This window comes from Maribacter sp. (assembly GCF_039968975.1).
Classification (GTDB): domain Bacteria; phylum Bacteroidota; class Bacteroidia; order Flavobacteriales; family Flavobacteriaceae; genus Maribacter.
This window is the reverse complement of record NZ_JBDVOT010000081.1, coordinates 1-21,712: the sequence shown is the minus strand read 5'-3', so window position 1 is coordinate 21,712 and position 21,712 is coordinate 1. Positions and strand designations below refer to the sequence as shown.

Genomic DNA, 21,712 nt, shown 5'->3' with positions numbered 1-21,712 from the left:
CTATTGTCTTTTATCAAAATTATAGTATCTTTGCACCCGCCTTTTGTGGGCGATTAGTGTTAATTTAAGTGTGTACGTGATGAAGCAAAAGGAGTTCAATATTCCTTTCTCAGGATTGAAGCAAGGAAAACACAACTTTAATTACCAGATTGACAATACGTTCTTTGATTCTTTTGGATATGATGAGTTCAATGCTACCAACATCAATTTAGATGTAGTACTTCATAAAACAAGTACAATGATGGAGGTTGATATGGAAGCATCTGGAACAGTGAATGTTGATTGTGACATTACCAGTGAACCGTATGATCAAGCTGTAAGCGGCGATTTACATTTAGTGGTAAAGTTTGGTGAAGAGTATAATGACGAGAATGATGAAATATTGATTCTTCCTCATAACGAACACCAATTAAATATTGCGCAATACGTGTATGAAATGCTAGTATTGGCAGTTCCGCAAAAAAGAATTCATCCTGGTATTGAAGATGGCACTTTAGAATCTGAAGTGTTAGACAGGTTAAAGGAGCTTCAACCAAAAGAGAAAAGATCAGATAAAGAAGAAAACGATCCCAGATGGGACGAATTAAAGAAGTTATTAACGGATAAATAAGGTTTAAATGGCACATCCTAAAAGAAAAATTTCCAAAACAAGGAGAGACAAAAGAAGAACACATTATAAAGCAGTAGCACCAACATTGGCTACCGATTCTACAACTGGCGAGACTCACCTATTTCACAGAGCTCACTGGCATGAAGGAAAATTACATTATAGAGGTCAAGTTTTGGTTGACAAAACTGAAGAAGCAGAAGCTTAAGACCTTTTTACATTATACTATGCTCCCACTTCATTTGAAGTAGGGAGTTTTTTTTAGCCCAATTTGTATTTTAGGACCTTGTTACTCAGATAAATTAAAGAATAACACAGGTGTGGCTATTAATTGCAATTTTTCAAAAACCCGATAACTTTACCCAAAAAGTCGTTGAAAATCACTAATTTTCATGACTTTTGACAGGTTTTTTAAGTTTTTTACAAGAAAGCAAATAAAGTATGACCAAAATTACAGCAGCTATTACCGCGGTAGGAGGCTACGTTCCCCAGTTTGTAATGACCAACAAAATGCTTGAGGATTTGGTAGAAACCAATGACGAATGGATCACTACCAGAACAGGGATTAAGGAAAGAAGGGTACTAAAGAAGGAAGAGGGAGAAGGTACGTCGTATTTGGCCATTAAAGCGGCACAGGACCTCATGGAAAAGAAGGGGCTAAAAGCTTCTGAAATAGACCTTGTTATAGTTGCAACGGCAACACCGGATAGTATGGTTGCTTCTACGGCAGCTTTCGTTGCTTCAGAGATAGGGGCTGTCAATGCTTTTGCCTATGATTTATTAGCGGCATGTTCAAGTTTTCTTTTTGGCATGTCATCGGCTGCTGGTCATATAGAAACCGGTAGATATAAAAAAGTACTACTTATAGGTGCGGATAAAATGTCATCTATTATTGATTATACAGACCGTACAACATGTATCATCTTTGGAGATGGTGCCGGTGCAGTTCTTTTTGAACCAAACACTGAAGGTCTTGGTTTTCAAGATGAGTATTTAAGGGCAGACGGTAGCGGTAGACAATATTTGGGCATGGAAGGTGGCGGTTCTTTAATGCCGGCTACTATAGAAAGTGTTACCAATAAAAAGCATTTTATTTTTCAAGAAGGAAAAACGGTATTCAAATTTGCCGTTTCCAACATGGCAGATGTAGCGGCGAAGATTATGGATAGAAATGATCTTACCGAGTCAGATGTTGACTGGTTGGTACCACATCAGGCCAATAAGCGTATTATAGACGCTACGGCAAAAAGAATGGGTGTAGATGATTCTAAAGTGTTAATGAATATTCAGCGCTACGGTAATACCACTTCGGCAACGTTACCACTTTTATTGTTCGATTACGAAAAACAGCTTAAAAAAGGAGATAACCTTGTATTTGCAGCCTTTGGTGGCGGCTTTACATGGGGTTCCATTTACCTTAAATGGGCTTATTAACTAACAACAACTACCAATTATAACTTAGAAAATATGGATATTAAAGAAATTCAAAGCCTTATCAAGTTTGTTGCCAAGTCTGGCGCTAGCGAGGTAAAACTGGAAACGGATGATATTAAGATCACCATTCGTACAGGAAGCTTAACTGGTAATTCTGAACCAACTTACGTACATACTATGCCTATGGCTCAGCCAGCGGTACAGGCTCCAGCAGCAGTGCCAGTTGCGGCCGAAGCGGCAGCACCCGCAGCACCTGCTACAGAAGCTGAAGATGATAAGTACATAACTATAAAGTCTCCTATAATTGGGACTTTCTATAGAAAGCCATCTCCAGATAAACCTGTTTTTGTTGAGGTAGGACAAACTATTGGTACAGGAGATGTACTTTGTGTTATTGAAGCAATGAAATTGTTCAACGACATAGAATCAGAAGTATCAGGTAAGATCGTTAAGATTTTGGTAGATGATTCTTCGCCGGTAGAGTTTGATCAACCATTATTTTTGGTAGATCCTTCTTAACTAAATTTTGAGTAGTAATTGTTAGATGCCGTTTTATACGGTGTGTAAGAATGTTGTAGAACCTAGAACTTAAAATTTAAAAGATGTTTAAAAAAATACTGATTGCCAATAGGGGAGAAATCGCGTTGCGTGTTATCCGTACCTGTAAAGAAATGGGTATTAAAACGGTAGCTGTATATAGTAAGGCAGATGAAGAAAGTTTACATGTGCGTTTTGCGGATGAAGCTGTATGTATTGGTCCTGCTGCTAGTAGCGAATCCTATTTAAAGATCCCAAATATAATTGCGGCTGCAGAGATTACAAATGCAGATGCTATTCACCCAGGCTATGGTTTTCTTTCAGAAAATTCAAAGTTCTCGCGTATTTGCGCAGAACATGATATAAAATTCATTGGTGCTTCTGGTGATCAAATAGACAAAATGGGTGATAAGGCTACGGCTAAAGAAACCATGAAAGAAGCGGGTGTACCTTGTGTACCTGGTTCAGAAGGTCTATTGAAAGATGTTGCAGATGCCAAGAAGATAGCTAAGAAAATGGGCTATCCGGTAATGATCAAAGCTACTGCCGGTGGTGGTGGTAAAGGTATGCGTGCCGTATTCTCAGAAGACAAAATGGAAGAGCTTTTTGATAGCGCCGTAAATGAAGCAACCGCTGCTTTTGGTAATGGTGGTATGTATATGGAAAAGCTAATTGAGGAGCCACGTCATATTGAAATTCAAATTGTTGGTGATCAATTCGGTAAAGCATGTCACTTATCAGAAAGAGATTGTTCTGTTCAACGTCGTCACCAAAAGTTAACAGAGGAGACTCCATCACCTTTCATGACAGATAAGTTAAGAGAGCAAATGGGTGAAGCTGCGGTTAAAGCTGCAGAATATATAAAATACGAAGGTGCAGGTACCATAGAATTTTTGGTAGATAAGCACCGTAAATTCTATTTTATGGAAATGAATACCCGTATTCAGGTAGAGCACCCAATTACAGAGCAGGTTATTGATTATGATTTAATTCGTGAGCAAATACTTGTAGCTGCAGGTGTGCCTATTTCAGGTAAAAACTACCTTCCAAAATTACATTCTATTGAGTGTAGAATTAATGCGGAAGATCCTTATAACAATTTTAGACCATCGCCAGGTAAGATTACAACCTTACACACACCAGGTGGTCATGGGGTACGTATGGATACGCACGTTTATAGTGGGTATAGTATTCCTCCAAATTATGATTCTATGATTGCTAAGTTGATTACTACCGCCCAAACAAGGGAAGAGGCAATCAACAAAATGAAGCGAGCTTTAGATGAATTCGTAATCGAGGGAATAAAAACGACCATTCCTTTCCACAGGCAGTTGATGGACCATCCAGATTATTTGGCTGGTAATTATACAACAGCCTTTATGGATGATTGGGAAATGGATCCTCAACCAGAAAATTAATAACGAACTCCAACAGCAATGTTGGAGTTTTTTTATGTCCTTATTTTAGATTGGTTTTTCTATCTTATAATCCAAATAAAAAACATCTATGTATTTAAGTTACTGGGAACGAAAATCGTGGTTTTCTAATATCGATTTCACCATTGTTGGTAGTGGTATTGTAGGTTTAAATTGCGCTTTAGAATTAAGGCGAAAACATCCAAAGGCACGAATTCTTGTATTGGAAAAAGGAAAACTTCCGCAAGGCGCCAGCACAAAAAATGCAGGGTTTGCTTGTTTTGGTAGTATTTCTGAAATCTTATCCGACTTAAAAACGCATTCAGAACAAGAGGTTTTGCAATTGGTACAAGATCGGTTTAATGGTATACAATCGCTTCGTTCGCTTTTAGGCGATAATGCAATCGGGTATCAGAACAATGGTGGGCATGAATTGTTCTTGAATCAAGATATAGAGCTCTATGAGAGATGTTTTAGTGAATTGAAATTTGTAAATGAACTACTGCAACCCGTTTTTAACAATGATGGATTTAAGGTTGTGCCAGACAGGTTTAATTTCAAAGGAATAAACAAAAACTATATTTCTCAGGTTTTTGAAGGGCAAATAGATACTGGTAAGATGATGCATTCCCTAGTGCAATTAGCACAGCAAAACGGTATTACCATTTTAAATTCAACACATGTACAATCTTTTGAAGATACTGGTACAGAAGTAATGGTCAAAACCGATGAATTGCAATTTGTAACAAAGAAACTATTGATAGCAACAAATGGCTTTGCTGCTCAATTACTATCAGAAAATGTAAAACCTGCACGTGCTCAGGTATTGGTTACAAAACCTATTAAAAACCTTCATATAACAGGTACATTTCATTTAGAGGAAGGTTATTACTATTTCCGCAATATAGATAATCGAATTCTGCTGGGTGGTGGTCGTAATTTAGACTTTAAAACGGAAGAAACAGCTGAATTTGGCAATACTAAGTTGGTTGAAAATAAATTGAAACAACTATTAGAAACTGTTATTTTACCAGAGCAGCCTTTTGAAATCGATTATAGCTGGAGTGGTATAATGGGTGTGGGTCAACTGAAGAAGCCTATTGTAAAGCAAATTTCTGATAACGTGGCATGCGGTGTTCGTTTGGGCGGTATGGGTATTGCTGTTGGTAGCACAATTGGTAAAAATCTAGCTGGTTTAGTTGGCTAAAGCATTTACCGTTTATCTTAATTTTTGAAATTCTTACTTCAAAGTCGGGCTTACTCTTGTTTTTATTTATAAATTGTGTGCCCCCCTTAGATTATCTATTACCTAAAATGCATTTAAAGATTCGCCTTAGAACAGTGATTTTTTAAGATGGTGTGTAATAGCATATCTACTATATGAAAACATTGATTAGAAGAATTACTTCGGTTACTCTTACAACCGTAGCAGCAATAATAGGTCTTAATAGTTGTGGTTTGTCTAAAACCCATTATCAGCGAGAATATGCAAAAGTTTGGAAAGAGCATATAAAGAGCGAGGCTTGGAAACAATCGCTTATAGTCGATAACAGCTATGATAAAGACGATTTGTACGCTAGTACGGATGCTGAGATGGTTTTAGCCGAAGATGAGAGTATGGAATCTGGATTCTATTCTAAGTATGAATCTTTAGTATCTAGAGCCTATTTTAAAATTATTACCGAAGCGGAAAAAGCAGATGCACAGATTACGGCAGATTATCAGTTGCTAAATGATAGTGAGGTAACCGGAAGGGTAGATAAGAAAAAGATTGAAGCAATTACAAACCGTTACCAAGCACATAAGGCGATGTTAAGCGGATTAAAATCTTGGAATATTTTCAGTGATGACCGCTCTGGTGATCTAGATTATTTTAAAGCTGAAAATGAAATAGAAATTCAAAAAATGTTAAGTGGTGGTGAAAGTGATAATCAAATCGTAAATTACTTGATCTATAAACTAGCAGATCTATACCATATTGAAGGAAATTGAATCACTTGATATTTTAAAAAAAGATGCTTACGACTTTTGTGTGCTTTTTGTGAACAATAGGTTGACAAGAATACAGTATCAAATAAAAGAATTGGAGCTGGCATTAACCTCAGAGACAAAGAGTAGTGCTGGCGATAAGCATGAAACCGGTCGTGCTATGATTCAGCTAGAGCGAGAAAAACTAGGTCAGCAGCTGGCAGAACTTGAAAAAACCCAACAGCTACTTTCAAAAGTGCCAAGAGACAGAAATGCCCCAACGGTAGGTTTGGGTAGCTTGGTTGTTACAGATGCATTCATCTATTACATAGCTATATCTGCAGGAGAGTTTAAAAGCAAGCCTAAGTCAGTCTACTGCATTTCTGCAGCAACACCTATTGGAAAGTTAGTTTTTGGAAAATCAGTAGGCGATGTGATAAGTTTTAATGGTAAGGAGTTGACTATAAATAGTATTAAATAGTGTTCTGTTAAATTTATTTTATTTGCATCCTAGATGATTTTTGAGTATTTATGGAGTACTCTAGACAACAACAAATATTAATTATGGAAATATTCTACTTACTACTCGCAGTCATTGCCATAATTATATTAACGACAAAGCTTAAGATTCACGCCTTTCTAGCCCTTTTTATTATATCTATTTTATACGGAATTTTTGCCGGTATGCCTTATGCCGATATCATTGTATCTATCAATGATGGTTTTGGCGGTACACTTGGTAAAATAGGATTGATTATAGTGCTTGGGGTGATTATCGGTTCATTTTTAGAACATACAGGTGGTGCGTTTGCAATTGCGGAAAAAGTATTGGGCTTAATAGGAAAGAAACGGGTGACAACGGCAATGGGTATTATTGGCTATATCGTCTCCATTCCCGTTTTTGCAGATAGTGGCTTTATGCTATTACATCCTTTAAATAAAAGTCTTTCAAAGAAAGCGAAAATCTCAATTGCAGGTCCGGCAATTGCATTAGGTTTGGGCTTAATGGCGTCGCATACCATGGTGCCGCCAACTCCTGGTCCTATCGCTGCAGCAGGTATTCTTGGCGCAGATCTAGGTTTGGTCATTGCCTTTGGCTTTCCTACAAGTGTTGTTGCCTTAATTGTTGGTATCATATTTGCTAAAAAGTATGCATCAAAAACCATGATTGAACCTGATGTGGAAGATGCACTAGAAGCCGAACAAGAAATTAAAGATTCCCCTAGCGCGTTAAAAGCCTCTATCCCTATTCTAGTTCCTATCTTTCTAATTGTCTTGAAGTCCGTATTAAATTCAATGGATATCGGACAAGAAAACGGATTATTAGATTTTATCAGTTTTGTAGGTGAGCCGGTCATATCATTATTAATTGGGGTGTTCTTATGTCTGCTCTTGCCCAAAAAGTTGAATTATGATATGCTTTCTTCTGCGGGTTGGGTAGGTAAGGCAATAAAAGATGCAGCTTCCATATTATTGATTACCGGAGCTGGTGGAATTTTTGGTAAAATCTTACAGAACTCAGGCATTGCAGAAATTCTAGGGCAAACCTTGACCGATTATAACATGGGTATTTTCTTGCCATTTGTATTGGCGGCAGCGTTGAAAACTGCGCAAGGTTCTTCTACGGTGGCACTGGTAACAACCGCATCTATTATTATGCCTATGATGTCATCTTTAGGTTTTGATACCGAAATACAGAAAGCTTTAGTCGTGGTAGTTATTGGGGCAGGTTCTGCAGTAATTTCTCATGCTAACGATAGTTTCTTTTGGGTGGTAACGCAAATGAGCGGTATGAATGTAAAGACTGGGTATCGTCTTTTTGGTTTAGGTACAGGAGTTCTTGGTCTTACAGGTGCCATAACTGTATTTGTATTCTATTCCATCTTCGCATAAAGGGATAGAGCTATTAGTAGTCTGGTTTACTACGGTTTTGTTTTTTCAAGGATGAAATTTTCTTGCTCTTCAATCTTTTTTCAATAGATGATCTGGTAGGTTTACTTTTCTTTCGGGCTTTTTGAACTACCAATGATTTTTCAAGAAGTTTAAAGAATCGTTTAACAACCAATTCTTTGTTTTTATGTTGGCTGCGAGATTCATCGCATTGTAAAATAAGCAGACCTTCTTTACTCAGTTTGTTTCCTAATTTTAGTAGCGTTCTTTTTTTCTGGCGTTTCGTTAGTCCCGCTGATGCTTCAATATGAAAAGACAATTCAACTTTAGAGGATACTTTATTGGCATGCTGACCGCCTGGTCCACTACTTCTAATGGCTTTAAATTGTAACTCGCTACGTATTTGTTCTTTGTTCACAACAAGGTTTTAGCAAATGTAAACAAAATGGAATCCTCCTTAATTTATAGAAAAATAGCGATAGACATCTGTTCTTAAATATGGAATTAATTGGCCGCTGCCTCCTGTATGCGTTGATTGATAGTTTCAATGGCTACGTTTAAGAACACTTCTTTTCCTTTTGGGTAAAGTTTATCTGCATTGAAGAAGATGGTTTCGTTGTCGTCGCTTTTACTTTCCGTTAGGTAATAGCTGCCCATAGGGTATGCCTTTTCTATTGTAACATGAAAGCCTTGAGAAGGAGAAACCCTAAACTCATGTGCATAAACTATAATCTTTCTTTTAGTATTCGCATACGTTTTAAGTACATCTATAGAAACCATACTGGCTTCGCCAAATAGAGAAGCTATATACAAGTTTTTAGGATTTTTATAAAGCTCCATAGGTCTTGCCTTAGCTATAATTTCCTTATCACGTAAAACTACAGCACGATCGGCAAAAGGTAAAACATCATGCACATCATGAGTGGCAACAATGGTAGTAATAAGATTTTCTTTTAGGTAATTGAAAATGTTTCTGCGTAAACTGTTTTTAAGAAAGTTGTCAATATGACTAAAAGGTTCGTCTAAAAGAAGCACTTCTGGTTTTTGCGCCAATACTCTAGCTAGGGCAACGCGTTGTTGTTGACCACCGCTCAATGTTTTTACTTTTTTATCGGCAAATTCGGTGAGCTCAATCATCTCTAACAGTTCGTGAGTTCGCTCCTTTAATTCATCAGGATAAAAAACGGATAGGTACTGACTTATATTTTCAGAAACGGTAATGAACGGCATTAAGTCGAAATCTTGAGATAGGTATTTCATGAAGGGCATACCTGGTACTAGGTGAAATGCAGGACCTAAAATTTGCTCATCTTCCCAGAATATTTCGCCTTGTTCTAAATCCATTAAACCATACATTAGTTTGAGCAAGGTACTTTTACCGCACCCGCTTTCACCAATAATAGCTACATGTTCTCCACGTTGAATACGTAGATTAATGGATTCTAAAACTGGAAGTTTATCATATGAAAATGATAGATTTTCTACTCGTAACATGCTTTTGTTCTTAGGAATGTAAAATTGAAAAATCCGTTCCAATTTGAAACGGATTTTTCAATAATTTATTGATTTAAGATAGTAATTACTCCTTAAATTCTTTTAAAACACTTTTGTTAGGTAGTTCCGTATAGCCCATATTGTAAAGTGTAAAGCCAAAGATGTCTGCATATTGCTCAATAGTTTTACTTACGGGAGTACCGGCACCATGACCGGCATTGGTTTCAATACGTATTAAGGTAGGGTTAGAACCTACTTGCTTTTCTTGAAGCTCTGCCGCAAATTTAAAACTATGCGCAGGTACTACTCTATCATCATGATCACCCGTTGTTACCAAAGTTGCAGGGTAGGAAGTTCCCGCTTTTACATTATGTACGGGAGAATAACCTTTTAAATATTGAAACATTTCATCGCTATCTTCTGCAGTACCATAATCATAAGCCCATCCGGCGCCAGCCGTAAATGTATGATAACGTAACATATCCATAACACCAACTGCAGGTAGTGCTACTTGCATTAAATCTGGTCTTTGCGTCATTGTGGCACCAACAAGTAATCCGCCATTAGAACCTCCGCGAATAGCTAAATATTCTTTTGAAGTATAGCTGTTCGCTATTAAATATTCAGCAGCGGCAATAAAGTCATCGAATACATTTTGCTTTTTAGTTTTAATACCCGCATCATGCCATTTTTTGCCATATTCTCCACCACCACGTAGATTAGGAACAGCGTAAACACCGCCTTGTTCCATCCAAACGGCGTTACCGATACTGAATGAAGGGGTTAGGCTTACATTGAATCCGCCATAGGCGTAAAGAATTGTCGGGTTTTTACCGTTTAATTCCGTTCCCTTTTTATACGTAATGATCATAGGTATTTTAGTACCATCTTTTGAATCATAAAATACTTGTTCAGAAGTATAATCTGCCGGATTAAAATCTATCTCTGGTTTCCAATACAACTCATAAGTACCCGATTCAACATCGTATTTATATGTAGAACCCGGTGTGTTGTAATTTGTAAAAGAGAAGTAAAATTCTTTGTCTTCTTTTTCACCACCAAAACCACTAGCTGTACCTAGACCAGGTAAGTTTACTTCACGTATCAGTTTGCCATTATAATCGTACTGAAAAATTTTAGAGACAGCATCTACCATATAATCTGCAAAGAAATATCCACCACCAAAATCAGCACTTAGAACATTCTCCGTTTCAGGAATAAAATCAACCCAATTTTTTGCTTCAGGATTTTTAGCATCGACTGTAACTATTTTCTTGTTCGGTGCATTTCTGTTTGTTTCTATGTAAAGTTTAGAGCCGACATTGTCAATTACATAGTTGTCAGAGTCAGTATCTTCAACCATAGGAATAAGCAAACCGTTAGGGTCTTCTAAATCTTTTATAAATAGTTTATTACCAGAAGTGGAAACAGAGGCACTAATTAATAAGTACTTATTGTCTTCAGTAACATAAGCGCCAATATATCTATGCTTTTCAGCTGGTGTACCACCAAATATGAGTTTATCATCTTTTTGAGAAGTACCCAATTTATGATAGTATACTTTGTGCTGATCGGTTTTGGCTGATAGTTCACTGCCCTTTGGTTTATCATAACTAGAGTAGTAAAAACCTTCATAACCTTTCCATGAAAGTCCACTAAATTTGATGTCGACTAAGGTGTCTTCTACAATCTCATTGTTTACAGCGTCTAGAATTATTGCTTTTCTCCAATCGCTGCCACCTTCTGAAATAAGATAAGCGGCCAATGAGCCATCTTTGGTAAAACTTAAACCTGCTAATGAAGTAGTACCATCTTCAGAAAAGGTATTGGGATCTAAAAATACCTCTGGCTCTTCATCTTTCTTTGTCCTATAAATTACATATTGATTTTGAAGACCATTATTTTTATAGAAATAGGTGTAATCTCCTTTTTTGAAAGGAGAACCAAGTTTCTCATAATTCCATAATTTTTCCAATCGATTTTTTAAGTCGGCCCTAAATGGAATATGTTCTAAATAACCGAATGTTGTTTTGTTCTGTTCTTTTACCCAGGCTTCGGTTTCGGGGCTTCTATCATCTTCTAACCAACGATAAGGATCTTTAACTTCAGTGTCAAAATAAGTATCTACGGTATCTATTTTTGCGGTAACAGGGTAATTCACAATAATGGGTTCAGGTTTAGATTCGTTTTTACAGGAAGAAAGTAGCGCAATGGCAAATAGCGCAGGGATTATTTTTTTCATGAGTAGTTTAGTTTTTACTAAAATACCATAAAAAAACCTTCAAAACTTGACTGTTTTGAAGGTTTTAACGTTGTAAAGGGTATAAATTAAACTAAGCCTTTTTCTACTAGGTATTCTGAAATTTGTACTGCGTTTGTTGCTGCTCCTTTTCTAAGGTTATCTGCAACGATCCACATGTTCAAGGTATTTCTTTGTGTTTCATCTCTACGTATACGACCTACAAAAACCTCATCTTTATCATGGGCATATATTGGCATAGGGTAGGTGTTCGTATCTGGATTGTCTTGAACGGTAACGCCAGGCATTTCGTTCAACAAACGACGTACTTCGTTAAGTTCAAAGTCATTTTCGAACTCTACGTTTACAGATTCTGAATGTCCACCAGCAGTAGGTATACGAACAGCTGTTGCACTAATTGAGAAAGTGCGATCATCAAGAATTTTCTGTGGTTCACGAGCCAATTTCATTTCTTCTTTGGTATAGCCATTTTCCATGAAAACATCGCAATGTGGTAATGCGTTTCTTCCAATTGGGTAAGGATAAGCCATTTCGCCTTGTACACCGGCAATTTCATTTTCTAGTTGTTTTACTGCTTTTACCCCAGTACCGGAAACCGACTGGTAGGTAGAAACAACAACACGTTTCATTTTGTATTTGTTATGCAAAGGGTGCAATGCCATTACCAGTTGAATGGTAGAGCAGTTGGGGTTTGCAATAATTTTATCTTCAGCCGTAAGCTCATGAGCATTGATCTCAGGGACAACCAATTTTTTGGTAGGATCCATTCTCCAAGCAGAAGAATTATCTACTACCGTAGTTCCTACTTCTGCAAATTTAGGAGCCCACTCTAAAGAAGTGTCACCACCCGCAGAGAATATGGCAATATTTGGTCTTGCGGCTACTGCATCAGCTAAGCCTATAACCGTATGTTCCTCTCCTTTAAAAGTCATCTTTTTGCCAACAGAACGTTCAGAGGCAACAAGTAATAACTCCGTCAACGGAAAATTACGTTCAGCCAATACTTTCAACATTACATCGCCAACCATGCCTGTGGCACCAATTACAGCTACTTTCATTTGTAAAACAATTATATTAAGTCGCAAAAATAGGTAATACTAGTATGTGCACAAGCAAAAAAGAAAAGAATAATCAAAATATAACAAATTGTTTAAAATATAACAAAAGTGTGTTTGGACATATTTAAATGTGAAGTAAAAAAGAACCGTCAACAATGTTAGCGTAACAAAGTTGACGGTTTTAATTAATGTAAGTTGCAGTGCAACGGTTCCTCAAGAAGAGGGAGTATTTTTAGATTACTTTTTTAAAGCATCTCTAATTTCTGCTAATAACTCTTCAGCAGTTGGTCCTTTTGGAGCTTCTTCAACTGGAGCTGGTGGAGTTTTAGTTTTATTGTAAGCTTTAACGATAATAAACAATACAAAACCAACGATTATTAAGTTGATGATTGCGTTTATCCATTTACCATAAAGAATTGCATTTTCTGGTTTAGCAACAGCGCCATCTGCACCTACTACAGCCTCATCTAATACTACTTTTAAATCAGCAAAATCAACTCCTCCACTGAAGTGACCTACTATTGGCATCATAATATCGCCAACAAATCCGCTAACTACTAATCCCATAGCGCCTGCAAGTAATACGGCTACGGCTAAATCTATGACATTACCTGTCATAATGAAATCCTTAAATTCTTTTAACATGTTCTCGTGTTTTTTATTAATGGTTAATATAATAAGTATGGCAATTTACTAAAAAAAAACAACCCTTAAATAAACGTTAACGAAATCAATTTGTTAAAACGCGTTTAATACGCTGAGAAAGTCCCGTAAGTAACTCATACGTTATGGTTTGGGCAGTTTCTGAAAATTTGCTTGCAGAAAGATTTTTTCCAAAAATTTCTACTTCATCTCCTTCTTCACATTCAATATTAGTGACATCGACCATAATCATATCCATACATACGTTACCTACTATAGGTGCTAATTGACCATGTATACTAACATATGTTTTTCCATGTCCATATTCTCTTCCTATACCATCTGCATGACCTATAGGCAAAGTAGCGGTTACGGTTTTATGATCAGATTTGTATTTACGATTATAGCCAACAGATTCACCTATAGCTATAGTATGTTTTTGAGAGATGATTGTTTTAAGGGTCATCACAGGTTGTAGTTCAGCATCTACATGTGGTTCGTTGCCATAGCCATAAAGTCCTATTCCGCTTCTAACCATATCATATTGGGCATGACTATAATTAATAATGCCCGAAGTATTTAAAACATGCTTTAAGGTTTCAGTTTTAAATAATGTATCTGCTTTTTTGCAAATTGCATCGAACCGCTCTAATTGAAGATTTGTGAAATCGGTTTCATTTGCATCTTCTGTAGCTGCCAAATGCGATAATAGCGCAATTACCTTTACAGCATTTTGTTGTTGAATACGTGTAGCGATTTCCGGTAGTTCATCCGCAGAAAAACCGAGTCTATTAAGCCCTGTATTAAATTTTAAATGAATAGGATAATCTGCCTTACCCAGTTCTTTGGCGGTTGTAATAAAATCAGATAAAATAGTTTCAGAGTAAATACTTGGCTCAAGGTTATTTTCAATGAGCGTTTTAAAATGAACTTTCTGTGGGTGTAGTACCAAGATAGGGGATGTAATACCTCCTTCTCTAAGCGTAATGCCTTCATTTACATAAGCTACTGCAAAATAATCGGCACCTAAATCTTGTAGGTATTTAGCAATGACAATAGAGTCACTGCCATAGGCATAGGCTTTCACTACTGCCATAAATTTAGTTTCGGGCTTTATTTTAGAGCGTAAATACCTGTAATTATGACCAAGCGCATTTAGGTCAATTTCTAAAACGGTCTCTTCTGCCTTAGCCATTATGCCTCTTTTTAAGGGTGTCGACCTCTTCAGATTTTACGTCCATTGTCTTTACCTTTTCTTTTAGCATAGCCTTGTAATATGCACCTCTACTTAAAGGTTCGTATTCATTTACTTCACCTAGCATAACTAAATTGTCATTGCTAGATTTTCTATAACTGTAATTGGCAAGATTGCCCGTACGGGTACAAATGGCATGTACTTTGGTAACATACTCTGCGGTTGCCATAAGTGCGGGCATAGGACCAAAGGGTTTTCCTTTAAAGTCCATATCTAGTCCTGCTACGATAACCCTAACACCTTTATTGGCCAAATCATTACATACGGTAACTATTTCATCATCAAAGAATTGTGCTTCGTCAATACCGATGACATCGCAAGTGTCTGCTAGAATGCGAATGTTGGCAGCTGCCGGTACTGGTGTAGAACGAATTTCGTTGGCATCATGAGATACTACCATTTCATCGTCATAACGAGTGTCAACCATTGGTTTAAATATTTCAACCTTTAATTTGGCAAACTGTGCTCGCTTAAGTCTGCGAATCAATTCTTCTGTCTTTCCAGAAAACATTGACCCGGCAATGACTTCTATCCAACCGAATTGTTCTTTATGATTAACTGTGTTTTCAAGAAACATTTTGTAATTTTAGACGAAAATAATCGGTTTTTCGTTTATTGTTTAAGAATGATAAAGGTATTTAAAAAACCCGCTATTTAAGTCTTTACCATAAAAATTGTGAGATGAAAAGTAAGTTGAAACTGGAATTGAGAAAGTTATCTACAGAAATTTTAACTGCCGATAATTTAGATGATGTGACAAAATTGTATGAGGTTTCTAAAAACCTATATGAGAAACTCGCTGTACTTAAGTTTATTGAAGTTGAACTCAATGATATGGAAGTTGATGTTTCTAAAAATGCTATTGCGGCAAAATTTGAAGAAATGGCGAATGCTGTAATGAGAGGAAATACAGGAGTGCCAGAGAGTAACCCTCATGAAGAAGATATAATTAAGTACCCAGGTATGGATACCATTAAAGGGTTTGTTTCTGAAATGCCCGATAATGATCAGTTAGAGGATGTTTTGGCAGATTTTATGTCAAAGCCAGATTTAATGAAAAATGACAAGGAACTCTTTACGCCAAGAAAGGAAGACTTACAACAAGTAGATTCTACACCGGAATCATTAAATGACCGTTTAGCAAAGAGTAATGTAAAAGTAGATTTAAATGATCGCTTAGCATTCGTTAAACATTTGTTCAATGACAATATGGAAGATTATAACCGTGTATTATCTCAATTAAACACTATCGATACAGAAGAGCGTTCCATAGCATTTATTAAAAATATGGTGAAGCCAGACTATAATAATTGGGTAGGCAAAGAATCATATGAAGAACGTTTTATAGAATTGGTGTCGCGTAGATTCTCTTAATAATAAAATATATGTGTTTTGAACCCAGCACTTGTGTTGGGTTTTTTATTCGATAATCAAGATTAATTTTCATTACTATGCCTTACGGGTCTGCGGTAAGGCTTTTTACTTTTTAATACATGGGAAAGCTTTATTTAGTACCTACACCGATCGGTAACCTAGAAGATATGACCATACGGGCTATCAGGATTTTGAAGGAGGTAGATTTAATTCTGGCAGAAGACACACGAACCAGTGGAAAATTACTGCATCATTTCGAAATTGGTACTCAAATGAAAAGTCACCATATGCACAACGAGCATAATATGGTAGATTATCTGGTGGGTAAGCTAAAAGGAGGCGATAACATAGCCTTAATATCAGATGCAGGTACGCCCGCAATTTCTGATCCAGGATTTCTTTTAACACGTGCCTGTGTTGAAGCAGGTGTTGAAGTAGAATGTTTACCGGGAGCAACAGCTTTTGTGCCTGCATTGGTCAATAGCGGATTGCCAAATGACAAGTTTGTTTTTGAAGGATTTTTACCCGTAAAGAAAGGTAGGCAGACGAGATTAAAATTGTTGGCAGAAGAACCACGGACCATCATTTTTTATGAGTCTCCGCACAAGCTACTAAAGACCTTGGGCAATTTTGTGGAATATTTTGGGGCAGAAAGACCTGTTTCTGTTTCCCGAGAGTTAACCAAGCTGTACGAAGAAACTGTTCGTGGAACTGCAGAAGAAGTACTAATGCACTTTACAGAGAAACCGCCAAAAGGAGAAATTGTTATTATTGTTGGCGGTAATAGGTAAGTTTTGCAAAACTGGTGAAGTCTAGGTTTTGTGTTAAATCCAAGAAATAAATAAGAAAGTTTCAAAATCAGAATTATCTTTGGTCCGATTTTTATGAAAAAAATTCTCACATACACATTTATATTGCTATACCTCACTGCGATGGTAAAGCCGGTATTGCCTGTGTTAGAGTATGTAGTTAATCAAGATTACATTGCTGAGGTTTTGTGTATTAACAAAGACAAACCAATGCTTAATTGCGATGGAAAATGTTATTTGTCTCAATTAATAAAAAAGCAGCAAAAAGAAGATCATCAAGATATTCCTTCTGTAGATCTTCGTGAATATCCTATTGGTTTTGTAAGTATTCTTGATTTTGATTTTCAAAGTACAATAGCTGAAACAAGAGTGGTTTCAATGCATCCTAATTTAAACGAGCAACAGTTTATATCGGCTGTTTTTCATCCGCCAAACTTCTTATCTTAAATACAACTTAGCATAACTATGCCTTTTTTTTTTAAAGGTGTATACTGTTGTATATCCATTTCACGTCACAATACCTGTAGTCGTGGGCATAATCAATTATTTTAAAATCAAGCCTAATGTATAGTCATTAGGTATAACCATTACGTAAACAAAGATGTAATGAGCCATTATATTTTGGGTTCTGCTCAGAATAAATAAAGGTGAATTACATCTGGATAATAATAAAATTAACAGATGAAATTTATAAACAGACTTTTTATTGGAACCCTTATTTTAAGTGCATTCGCTAGCTGTAGCAGTGATGATGATACAACAGATGAACTAATGGGTGAGAATAGTGTAACCCTAGAGTTCGACAACAGTGTTGGTTCAGATGATTTGTTACTGGCAACCTCAAGTTACACCAATTCTCAAAACGAAACACTGACCATAAACAGACTTAATTACATTGTCAGCAATTTTAGGTTAACAAATGATATGGGAGAAGTTTTTACCTATGAGAAAGACGATAGCTATTTTGTTACCAGTGAAGAAACGGGTAATACAGAAGTAGTATTGGAGAACATACCGGCAGGTACTTACGTATCTGTAACTTTTGGTGTAGGTGTAGATCAGGAAAAATACCTTCAAGGAGCTGAAGGGCAAGGAGATTTTTTAACTGTCGCAGAAGAAACGAACATGATGTGGTCATGGCAAGCGGGCTATAAGTTTTTAAATTTTGAGGGCACCTTTACTTCTGATACGGTAACCGAAGCAACAGACTTTAAAGTACACATGGGTAGCCACGGTTCTAGCTTGGATAATTATAAAGAGGTTACATTAAGCTTAGGAACAGATGCTTTGGTAAGTGATGAAATGTCACCTATCATTCATCTTGTAGCAGATGCCGGTGCCATTTTAGATGGGGAAAACAAACTGTCTCTTACAGAGCAATCTGTTATTATGGTAAGTGAAGAGAAATCACCAAAAGTAGCTTTGAATACAGCAAGCATGTTCTCTGTTGACCATGTACATAATGGTGCGGAACACTCACACTAAATTAATAAGGGTCGCTCATTTTGAGCGGCCCTACTTTAAAAATATAACAGATGAAATATCTATTTTGGGTATTGCTGTGCATGTTTTTGGTGTCTTGCAATGAAGGTGACGACTATGTAGCTATTGAGAATACTTTTTTAACGGTAAACGTTCCAGAGAATTTTCCTGAATTAACTTATGACATAGAAGCAAATCCGCCAACGCAATTAGGGTTTGAACTGGGTAAGAAATTATTTTACGATGGTAAACTTTCCTCTAGCGGATTTATCTCTTGCGGCTTTTGTCACGAGCAGAGTTCAGCGTTCACCCATCACGGTCACCAATTTAGTCATGGTGTAAATGATTTAGAAGGTACTAGAAATACGCCATCTATATCCAATATGGCATTCTTTAATGAGTTTGCTTGGGATGGTGCTACATCACACTTAGATCTTTTTCCAATAATCCCGATTACAAATGAAGTCGAAATGGGAGAAACGATGACGGGTGTCATCAATAAAATCATTGCTGATAGTGAATATCAAAGAGAATTTGAAATGGCTTTTGATGAGGGTGGCGTTAATGCCGAGAATTTTTTGAAGGCTATATCTCAGTTTATGGTGATGATGATTTCTTCAAATTCTAAATATGATAAGTATGTACGTAATGAAGAAGGTGGAGAATTAACGGAAACCGAGTTGTATGGTTTACAGGTTTTTCAGCAAAAATGCGCCTCTTGTCATGCAACAGATTTGTTTACAGACGGTAGTTTTCGTAACAATGGCTTACCGCCAAACGTACAATTAAATGATATAGGTAGAGCAGAAGTTAGTGGTAGCGAAAGTGACAATTACAAGTTTAAAGTACCTAGTTTAAGAAACGTTTCATTGACCACGCCTTACATGCATGATGGTAGGTTTGGTAGCCTAGAATCAGTATTGAATTTTTATACCAACGGCATGGTTGAATCAGAAACGTTAGATGATTCTTTACGAACAGACGACGGATTGGGCATTGCATTGAACGATGAAGAAAAGGAAGGTTTGTTAGCTTTTTTTGAAATATTGACGGATGATACTTTTATTAATGACGAACGATTTTCAGAATATTAAAATATGAACAAAATTATAATATATATGTTTTTGCTTGGTAGCTTATTTACTGCCCAAGCAAATGATTTACCAGAAGCGACATCTGAGTGTATTTGGAAAAATACAGCATATGAATACTTCTGCGATACCTGCGGGTGCGGAGGTAATGGAGGTAGTATGGGTTTTGGAACCGGACTAAACAATAACTTTATTGGACTAAGATACATAGGTCAGAAGTATCGCTCAAGAGATGGTATTTTTGATAATTCTCCATGGATAAATGAAAACTTTAATACTGTTCAGGTATGGGGAAAATTCCCGATCGGGAAACGAGTTTTGATAAATGCTTTGTTGCCTTACCATTCACATAACAGAACATTTGCAGATAATACCGAGCAGACCATAAACGGTATTGGCGATGCTACAGTTTTGGCATATTACAATGTACTGCGCCAAACACCTGATAGTATTATTTCGATCAAACCAAAACACGCCTTACAAATTGGTGGTGGGTTAAAATTACCAACAGGTAACTTTGATGCTGCTAATATAGAAGGTAGTGTTAACCCAAGTTTTCAATTGGGAACCGGTAGTTGGGATTATATTTTGGCTGCAAATTATGGAATTACCCATAGAAATTGGGGACTCTCTGCAATTTTAAATTATACGATAAAAACGGAGAACAGTAAAAATTATCTGTTCGGTAATCAATGGAATGCGGCATTGAATACTTACAAAACGTATTACCTCTCAAACTCATTTTCATTAACACCTCAAGTAGGTCTTGGTGCAGAATATTTTGAAGAAAATAAAGAGTTTAATTTAGCTGTTCCAGATACCGGAGGCGACGTATATTTTGCGCGTATTGGTATAGAGGCAAATTACAATAGATACGCCTTGGGTGTTTCAAGTATGTTACCAATTTCTCAAAATTTGAATGCGGGTAAAGTTGAGGTTAAGAATAGGGTTTCATTATATTTGAATATCAATATTTAAGAAATAACCCAATTTAAGACCAATAGTAAGTGATGAAATTAGTAGAATTCAAGAAAAAATTAACGACCGCCCCAAAAGATGTTTCCTTTTCAGACACCATGGCGGTAATAGATTCTAAGTACAGTTTTACGCCTACGGCGTATACAAATGGTAGCGTTAACAATGAAGCTGGTCAAAATTCCGGTTCGTGTAAATTATTCTCTTTTGCTATTAAAGAAGGACTTACAAAAGAGGAAACTTTGACGTGTTTTGGTCAATATTATTTTGATGAGGTGTTACTGGACCTAAAAGGTACTTCTCATCAGAATATTAGAAACTTTATGGAAACTGGTTTTGAAGGCTTGTCATTTGAAGGTGAAGCATTAAAGTTGCTTTAGAACTATTTGCCAATTGATTTCTATTCCTATTGGGATAGGTTAACTATGAACCATGCAAGAATTATTAACTGAAATAAGGGGATGTACGGTTTGTAAGGCGCATTTGCCTTTAGAGCCCAGACCTATTATTGCAGGTACTGTTAATTCTAAAATTATATTGGTAAGTCAGGCACCAGGTAGAAAAGCCCATGTGGAGAATAAGGCATGGGACGACCCTAGTGGTAGAAAACTTCGTGAATGGCTGGGGGTAAATGAAGAAGTATTTTATAATCCAGATAATTTTGCGGTATTACCTATGGGATTTTGTTATCCTGGTAAGGGTAAAACGGGAGATCTACCACCTAGAAAGGAGTGTGCTCCCTTGTGGCATTCTCAAGTGTGGGAGCAATTTAAAAATGTAAAACTCATTCTACTAATTGGTAAATATTCTCAAGACCAATATTTAGGCAAGCTAGCCAAAAAGAACCTGACCGAAAATGTATTGCATTACAAAGAATACTTGCCAAAGTTTTTTCTTTTACCACACCCATCGCCCGTAAATCGTTTTTGGAGAAGTAAAAATCCGTGGTTCGAGGAAGATGTTGTTGGGGAGTTGCAGGAATTGGTTGCTGATATTTTGCAATAATTATTCGTCATTGTGAGGCACGAAGCAATCTGTTTTTTTTAGAGTTGGGTTTTGTTTGATGTTAATTATTAGGATACATCTTGACTCGAAATGATAAGAAAGGGATTTTTTAATAAGTGTTTTTATTGTCACTTCGAGTGAATTTTAGAGGCACGATAAAATTTGTATCGAGAAGCTTTCGCATCCCAAAAGGTTCTCGATACATTTTTTAATTCAATGAAAAAATTGAATTAAAAACCACTCGAACAGACAGCAGTTGTGCGTATAAAATAGTTTACCGTAGCAACTAGGTTTTAAAATTCAAAAAATTTAATTTTTGCTAATTGCTAATTGCTAATTGCTAATTGCTAATTGCTAATTGCTAATTGCTAATTGCTAATTGCTAATTGCTAATTGCTAATTGCTAATTGCTAATT

24 protein-coding genes are annotated in these 21,712 nt (G+C 36.6%); 17 read left to right on the top strand and 7 right to left on the bottom strand.

Annotated elements, in window-relative coordinates:
• Positions 1-79 precede the first annotated feature (79 nt).
• The 9 genes from ABJI11_RS05975 (at position 80) to ABJI11_RS05935 (ending at position 7,854) form a co-directional block, all read left to right on the top strand.
• Entirely contained in the window at positions 80-610 is a 531-nt protein-coding gene (locus ABJI11_RS05975) for a DUF177 domain-containing protein (RefSeq protein WP_276491330.1), read from the top strand.
• A 7-nt stretch (positions 611-617) separates the two neighbouring features.
• Positions 618-815: a 50S ribosomal protein L32 gene (gene rpmF / locus ABJI11_RS05970; RefSeq protein ID WP_027065618.1), complete on the top strand. Its 198-nt coding sequence runs from the start codon at positions 618-620 to the stop codon at positions 813-815.
• Between the two features lie 233 nt (positions 816-1,048).
• Positions 1,049-2,041 carry a beta-ketoacyl-ACP synthase III gene (locus ABJI11_RS05965; RefSeq protein ID WP_276491329.1) on the top strand — a complete coding sequence of 331 codons (993 nt, stop codon included), beginning with the start codon at positions 1,049-1,051 and terminating at the stop codon, positions 2,039-2,041.
• A 33-nt stretch (positions 2,042-2,074) separates the two neighbouring features.
• Positions 2,075-2,560, top strand: a complete 486-nt coding sequence (accB, locus tag ABJI11_RS05960) for an acetyl-CoA carboxylase biotin carboxyl carrier protein (protein ID WP_348350342.1) — start codon at positions 2,075-2,077, stop codon at positions 2,558-2,560.
• Positions 2,561-2,643: 83 nt separating this feature from the next.
• Positions 2,644-3,996, top strand: coding sequence for an acetyl-CoA carboxylase biotin carboxylase subunit (gene accC, locus ABJI11_RS05955; protein ID WP_276491327.1), 1,353 nt, complete (start codon positions 2,644-2,646; stop codon positions 3,994-3,996).
• A gap of 88 nt (positions 3,997-4,084) precedes the next feature.
• Positions 4,085-5,200 (top strand): FAD-dependent oxidoreductase, encoded by a 1,116-nt coding sequence (locus tag ABJI11_RS05950; RefSeq protein WP_348350340.1) that lies wholly within the window; start codon positions 4,085-4,087, stop codon positions 5,198-5,200.
• A gap of 173 nt (positions 5,201-5,373) precedes the next feature.
• Positions 5,374-5,985: a hypothetical protein gene (locus tag ABJI11_RS05945; protein ID WP_348350338.1), complete on the top strand. Its 612-nt coding sequence runs from the start codon at positions 5,374-5,376 to the stop codon at positions 5,983-5,985.
• On the top strand, positions 5,972-6,442 hold the full coding sequence (locus ABJI11_RS05940) for a 3-oxoacyl-ACP synthase (protein WP_348350336.1): 471 nt from the start codon (positions 5,972-5,974) through the stop codon (positions 6,440-6,442). Before ABJI11_RS05945 ends, ABJI11_RS05940 begins: the two co-directional genes overlap by 14 nt.
• An 83-nt stretch (positions 6,443-6,525) precedes the next feature.
• A complete protein-coding gene (locus tag ABJI11_RS05935; RefSeq protein ID WP_348350334.1) occupies positions 6,526-7,854 on the top strand; it encodes a GntP family permease in 1,329 nt (442 codons plus the stop codon).
• Between the two features lie 13 nt (positions 7,855-7,867).
• On the opposite strand, the gene arfB is transcribed toward ABJI11_RS05935, so the two are convergent.
• From arfB to ABJI11_RS05900, 7 genes are all read right to left on the bottom strand, one after another.
• Entirely contained in the window at positions 7,868-8,269 is a 402-nt protein-coding gene (arfB, locus tag ABJI11_RS05930) for an alternative ribosome rescue aminoacyl-tRNA hydrolase ArfB (protein WP_348350332.1), read from the bottom strand.
• An 86-nt stretch (positions 8,270-8,355) separates the two neighbouring features.
• On the bottom strand, positions 8,356-9,345 hold the full coding sequence (locus ABJI11_RS05925) for an ABC transporter ATP-binding protein (RefSeq protein WP_348350330.1): 990 nt from the start codon (positions 9,343-9,345) through the stop codon (positions 8,356-8,358).
• A gap of 85 nt (positions 9,346-9,430) precedes the next feature.
• Positions 9,431-11,587 carry a prolyl oligopeptidase family serine peptidase gene (locus ABJI11_RS05920; protein ID WP_348350328.1) on the bottom strand — a complete coding sequence of 719 codons (2,157 nt, stop codon included), beginning with the start codon at positions 11,585-11,587 and terminating at the stop codon, positions 9,431-9,433.
• Between the two features lie 86 nt (positions 11,588-11,673).
• On the bottom strand, positions 11,674-12,663 hold the full coding sequence (locus tag ABJI11_RS05915) for an aspartate-semialdehyde dehydrogenase (RefSeq protein WP_348350326.1): 990 nt from the start codon (positions 12,661-12,663) through the stop codon (positions 11,674-11,676).
• A gap of 237 nt (positions 12,664-12,900) precedes the next feature.
• Entirely contained in the window at positions 12,901-13,308 is a 408-nt protein-coding gene (mscL, locus tag ABJI11_RS05910; RefSeq protein WP_348350324.1) for a large conductance mechanosensitive channel protein MscL, read from the bottom strand.
• An 85-nt stretch (positions 13,309-13,393) separates the two neighbouring features.
• A complete protein-coding gene (alr, locus tag ABJI11_RS05905) occupies positions 13,394-14,500 on the bottom strand; it encodes an alanine racemase (protein ID WP_348350322.1) in 1,107 nt (368 codons plus the stop codon).
• A complete protein-coding gene (locus ABJI11_RS05900; RefSeq protein ID WP_348350320.1) occupies positions 14,493-15,137 on the bottom strand; it encodes a thymidine kinase in 645 nt (214 codons plus the stop codon). Before ABJI11_RS05900 ends, alr begins: the two co-directional genes overlap by 8 nt.
• A gap of 104 nt (positions 15,138-15,241) precedes the next feature.
• On the opposite strand from ABJI11_RS05900, the gene ABJI11_RS05895 reads away from it, so the two are divergent.
• The 8 genes from ABJI11_RS05895 (at position 15,242) to ABJI11_RS05860 (ending at position 21,296) form a co-directional block, all read left to right on the top strand.
• Entirely contained in the window at positions 15,242-15,934 is a 693-nt protein-coding gene (locus ABJI11_RS05895) for a hypothetical protein (RefSeq protein WP_348350318.1), read from the top strand.
• A 119-nt stretch (positions 15,935-16,053) separates the two neighbouring features.
• Positions 16,054-16,725: a 16S rRNA (cytidine(1402)-2'-O)-methyltransferase gene (gene rsmI, locus ABJI11_RS05890; RefSeq protein WP_348350316.1), complete on the top strand. Its 672-nt coding sequence runs from the start codon at positions 16,054-16,056 to the stop codon at positions 16,723-16,725.
• 93 nt (positions 16,726-16,818) lie between these two features.
• Positions 16,819-17,190, top strand: a complete 372-nt coding sequence (locus ABJI11_RS05885) for a hypothetical protein (RefSeq protein WP_348350314.1) — start codon at positions 16,819-16,821, stop codon at positions 17,188-17,190.
• A 234-nt stretch (positions 17,191-17,424) separates the two neighbouring features.
• A complete protein-coding gene (locus ABJI11_RS05880; protein ID WP_348350312.1) occupies positions 17,425-18,228 on the top strand; it encodes an MbnP family protein in 804 nt (267 codons plus the stop codon).
• A 50-nt stretch (positions 18,229-18,278) separates the two neighbouring features.
• The gene (locus tag ABJI11_RS05875; protein WP_348350310.1) at positions 18,279-19,319 is read left to right on the top strand and encodes a cytochrome c peroxidase; all 1,041 of its coding nucleotides are present in this window, start codon (positions 18,279-18,281) and stop codon (positions 19,317-19,319) included.
• A gap of 3 nt (positions 19,320-19,322) precedes the next feature.
• Entirely contained in the window at positions 19,323-20,294 is a 972-nt protein-coding gene (locus ABJI11_RS05870; RefSeq protein ID WP_348350308.1) for a transporter, read from the top strand.
• A gap of 32 nt (positions 20,295-20,326) precedes the next feature.
• Positions 20,327-20,671, top strand: coding sequence for a HopJ type III effector protein (locus ABJI11_RS05865; RefSeq protein WP_348350306.1), 345 nt, complete (start codon positions 20,327-20,329; stop codon positions 20,669-20,671).
• 52 nt (positions 20,672-20,723) lie between these two features.
• Entirely contained in the window at positions 20,724-21,296 is a 573-nt protein-coding gene (locus ABJI11_RS05860) for a uracil-DNA glycosylase family protein (RefSeq protein ID WP_348350304.1), read from the top strand.
• Positions 21,297-21,712 lie beyond the last annotated feature (416 nt).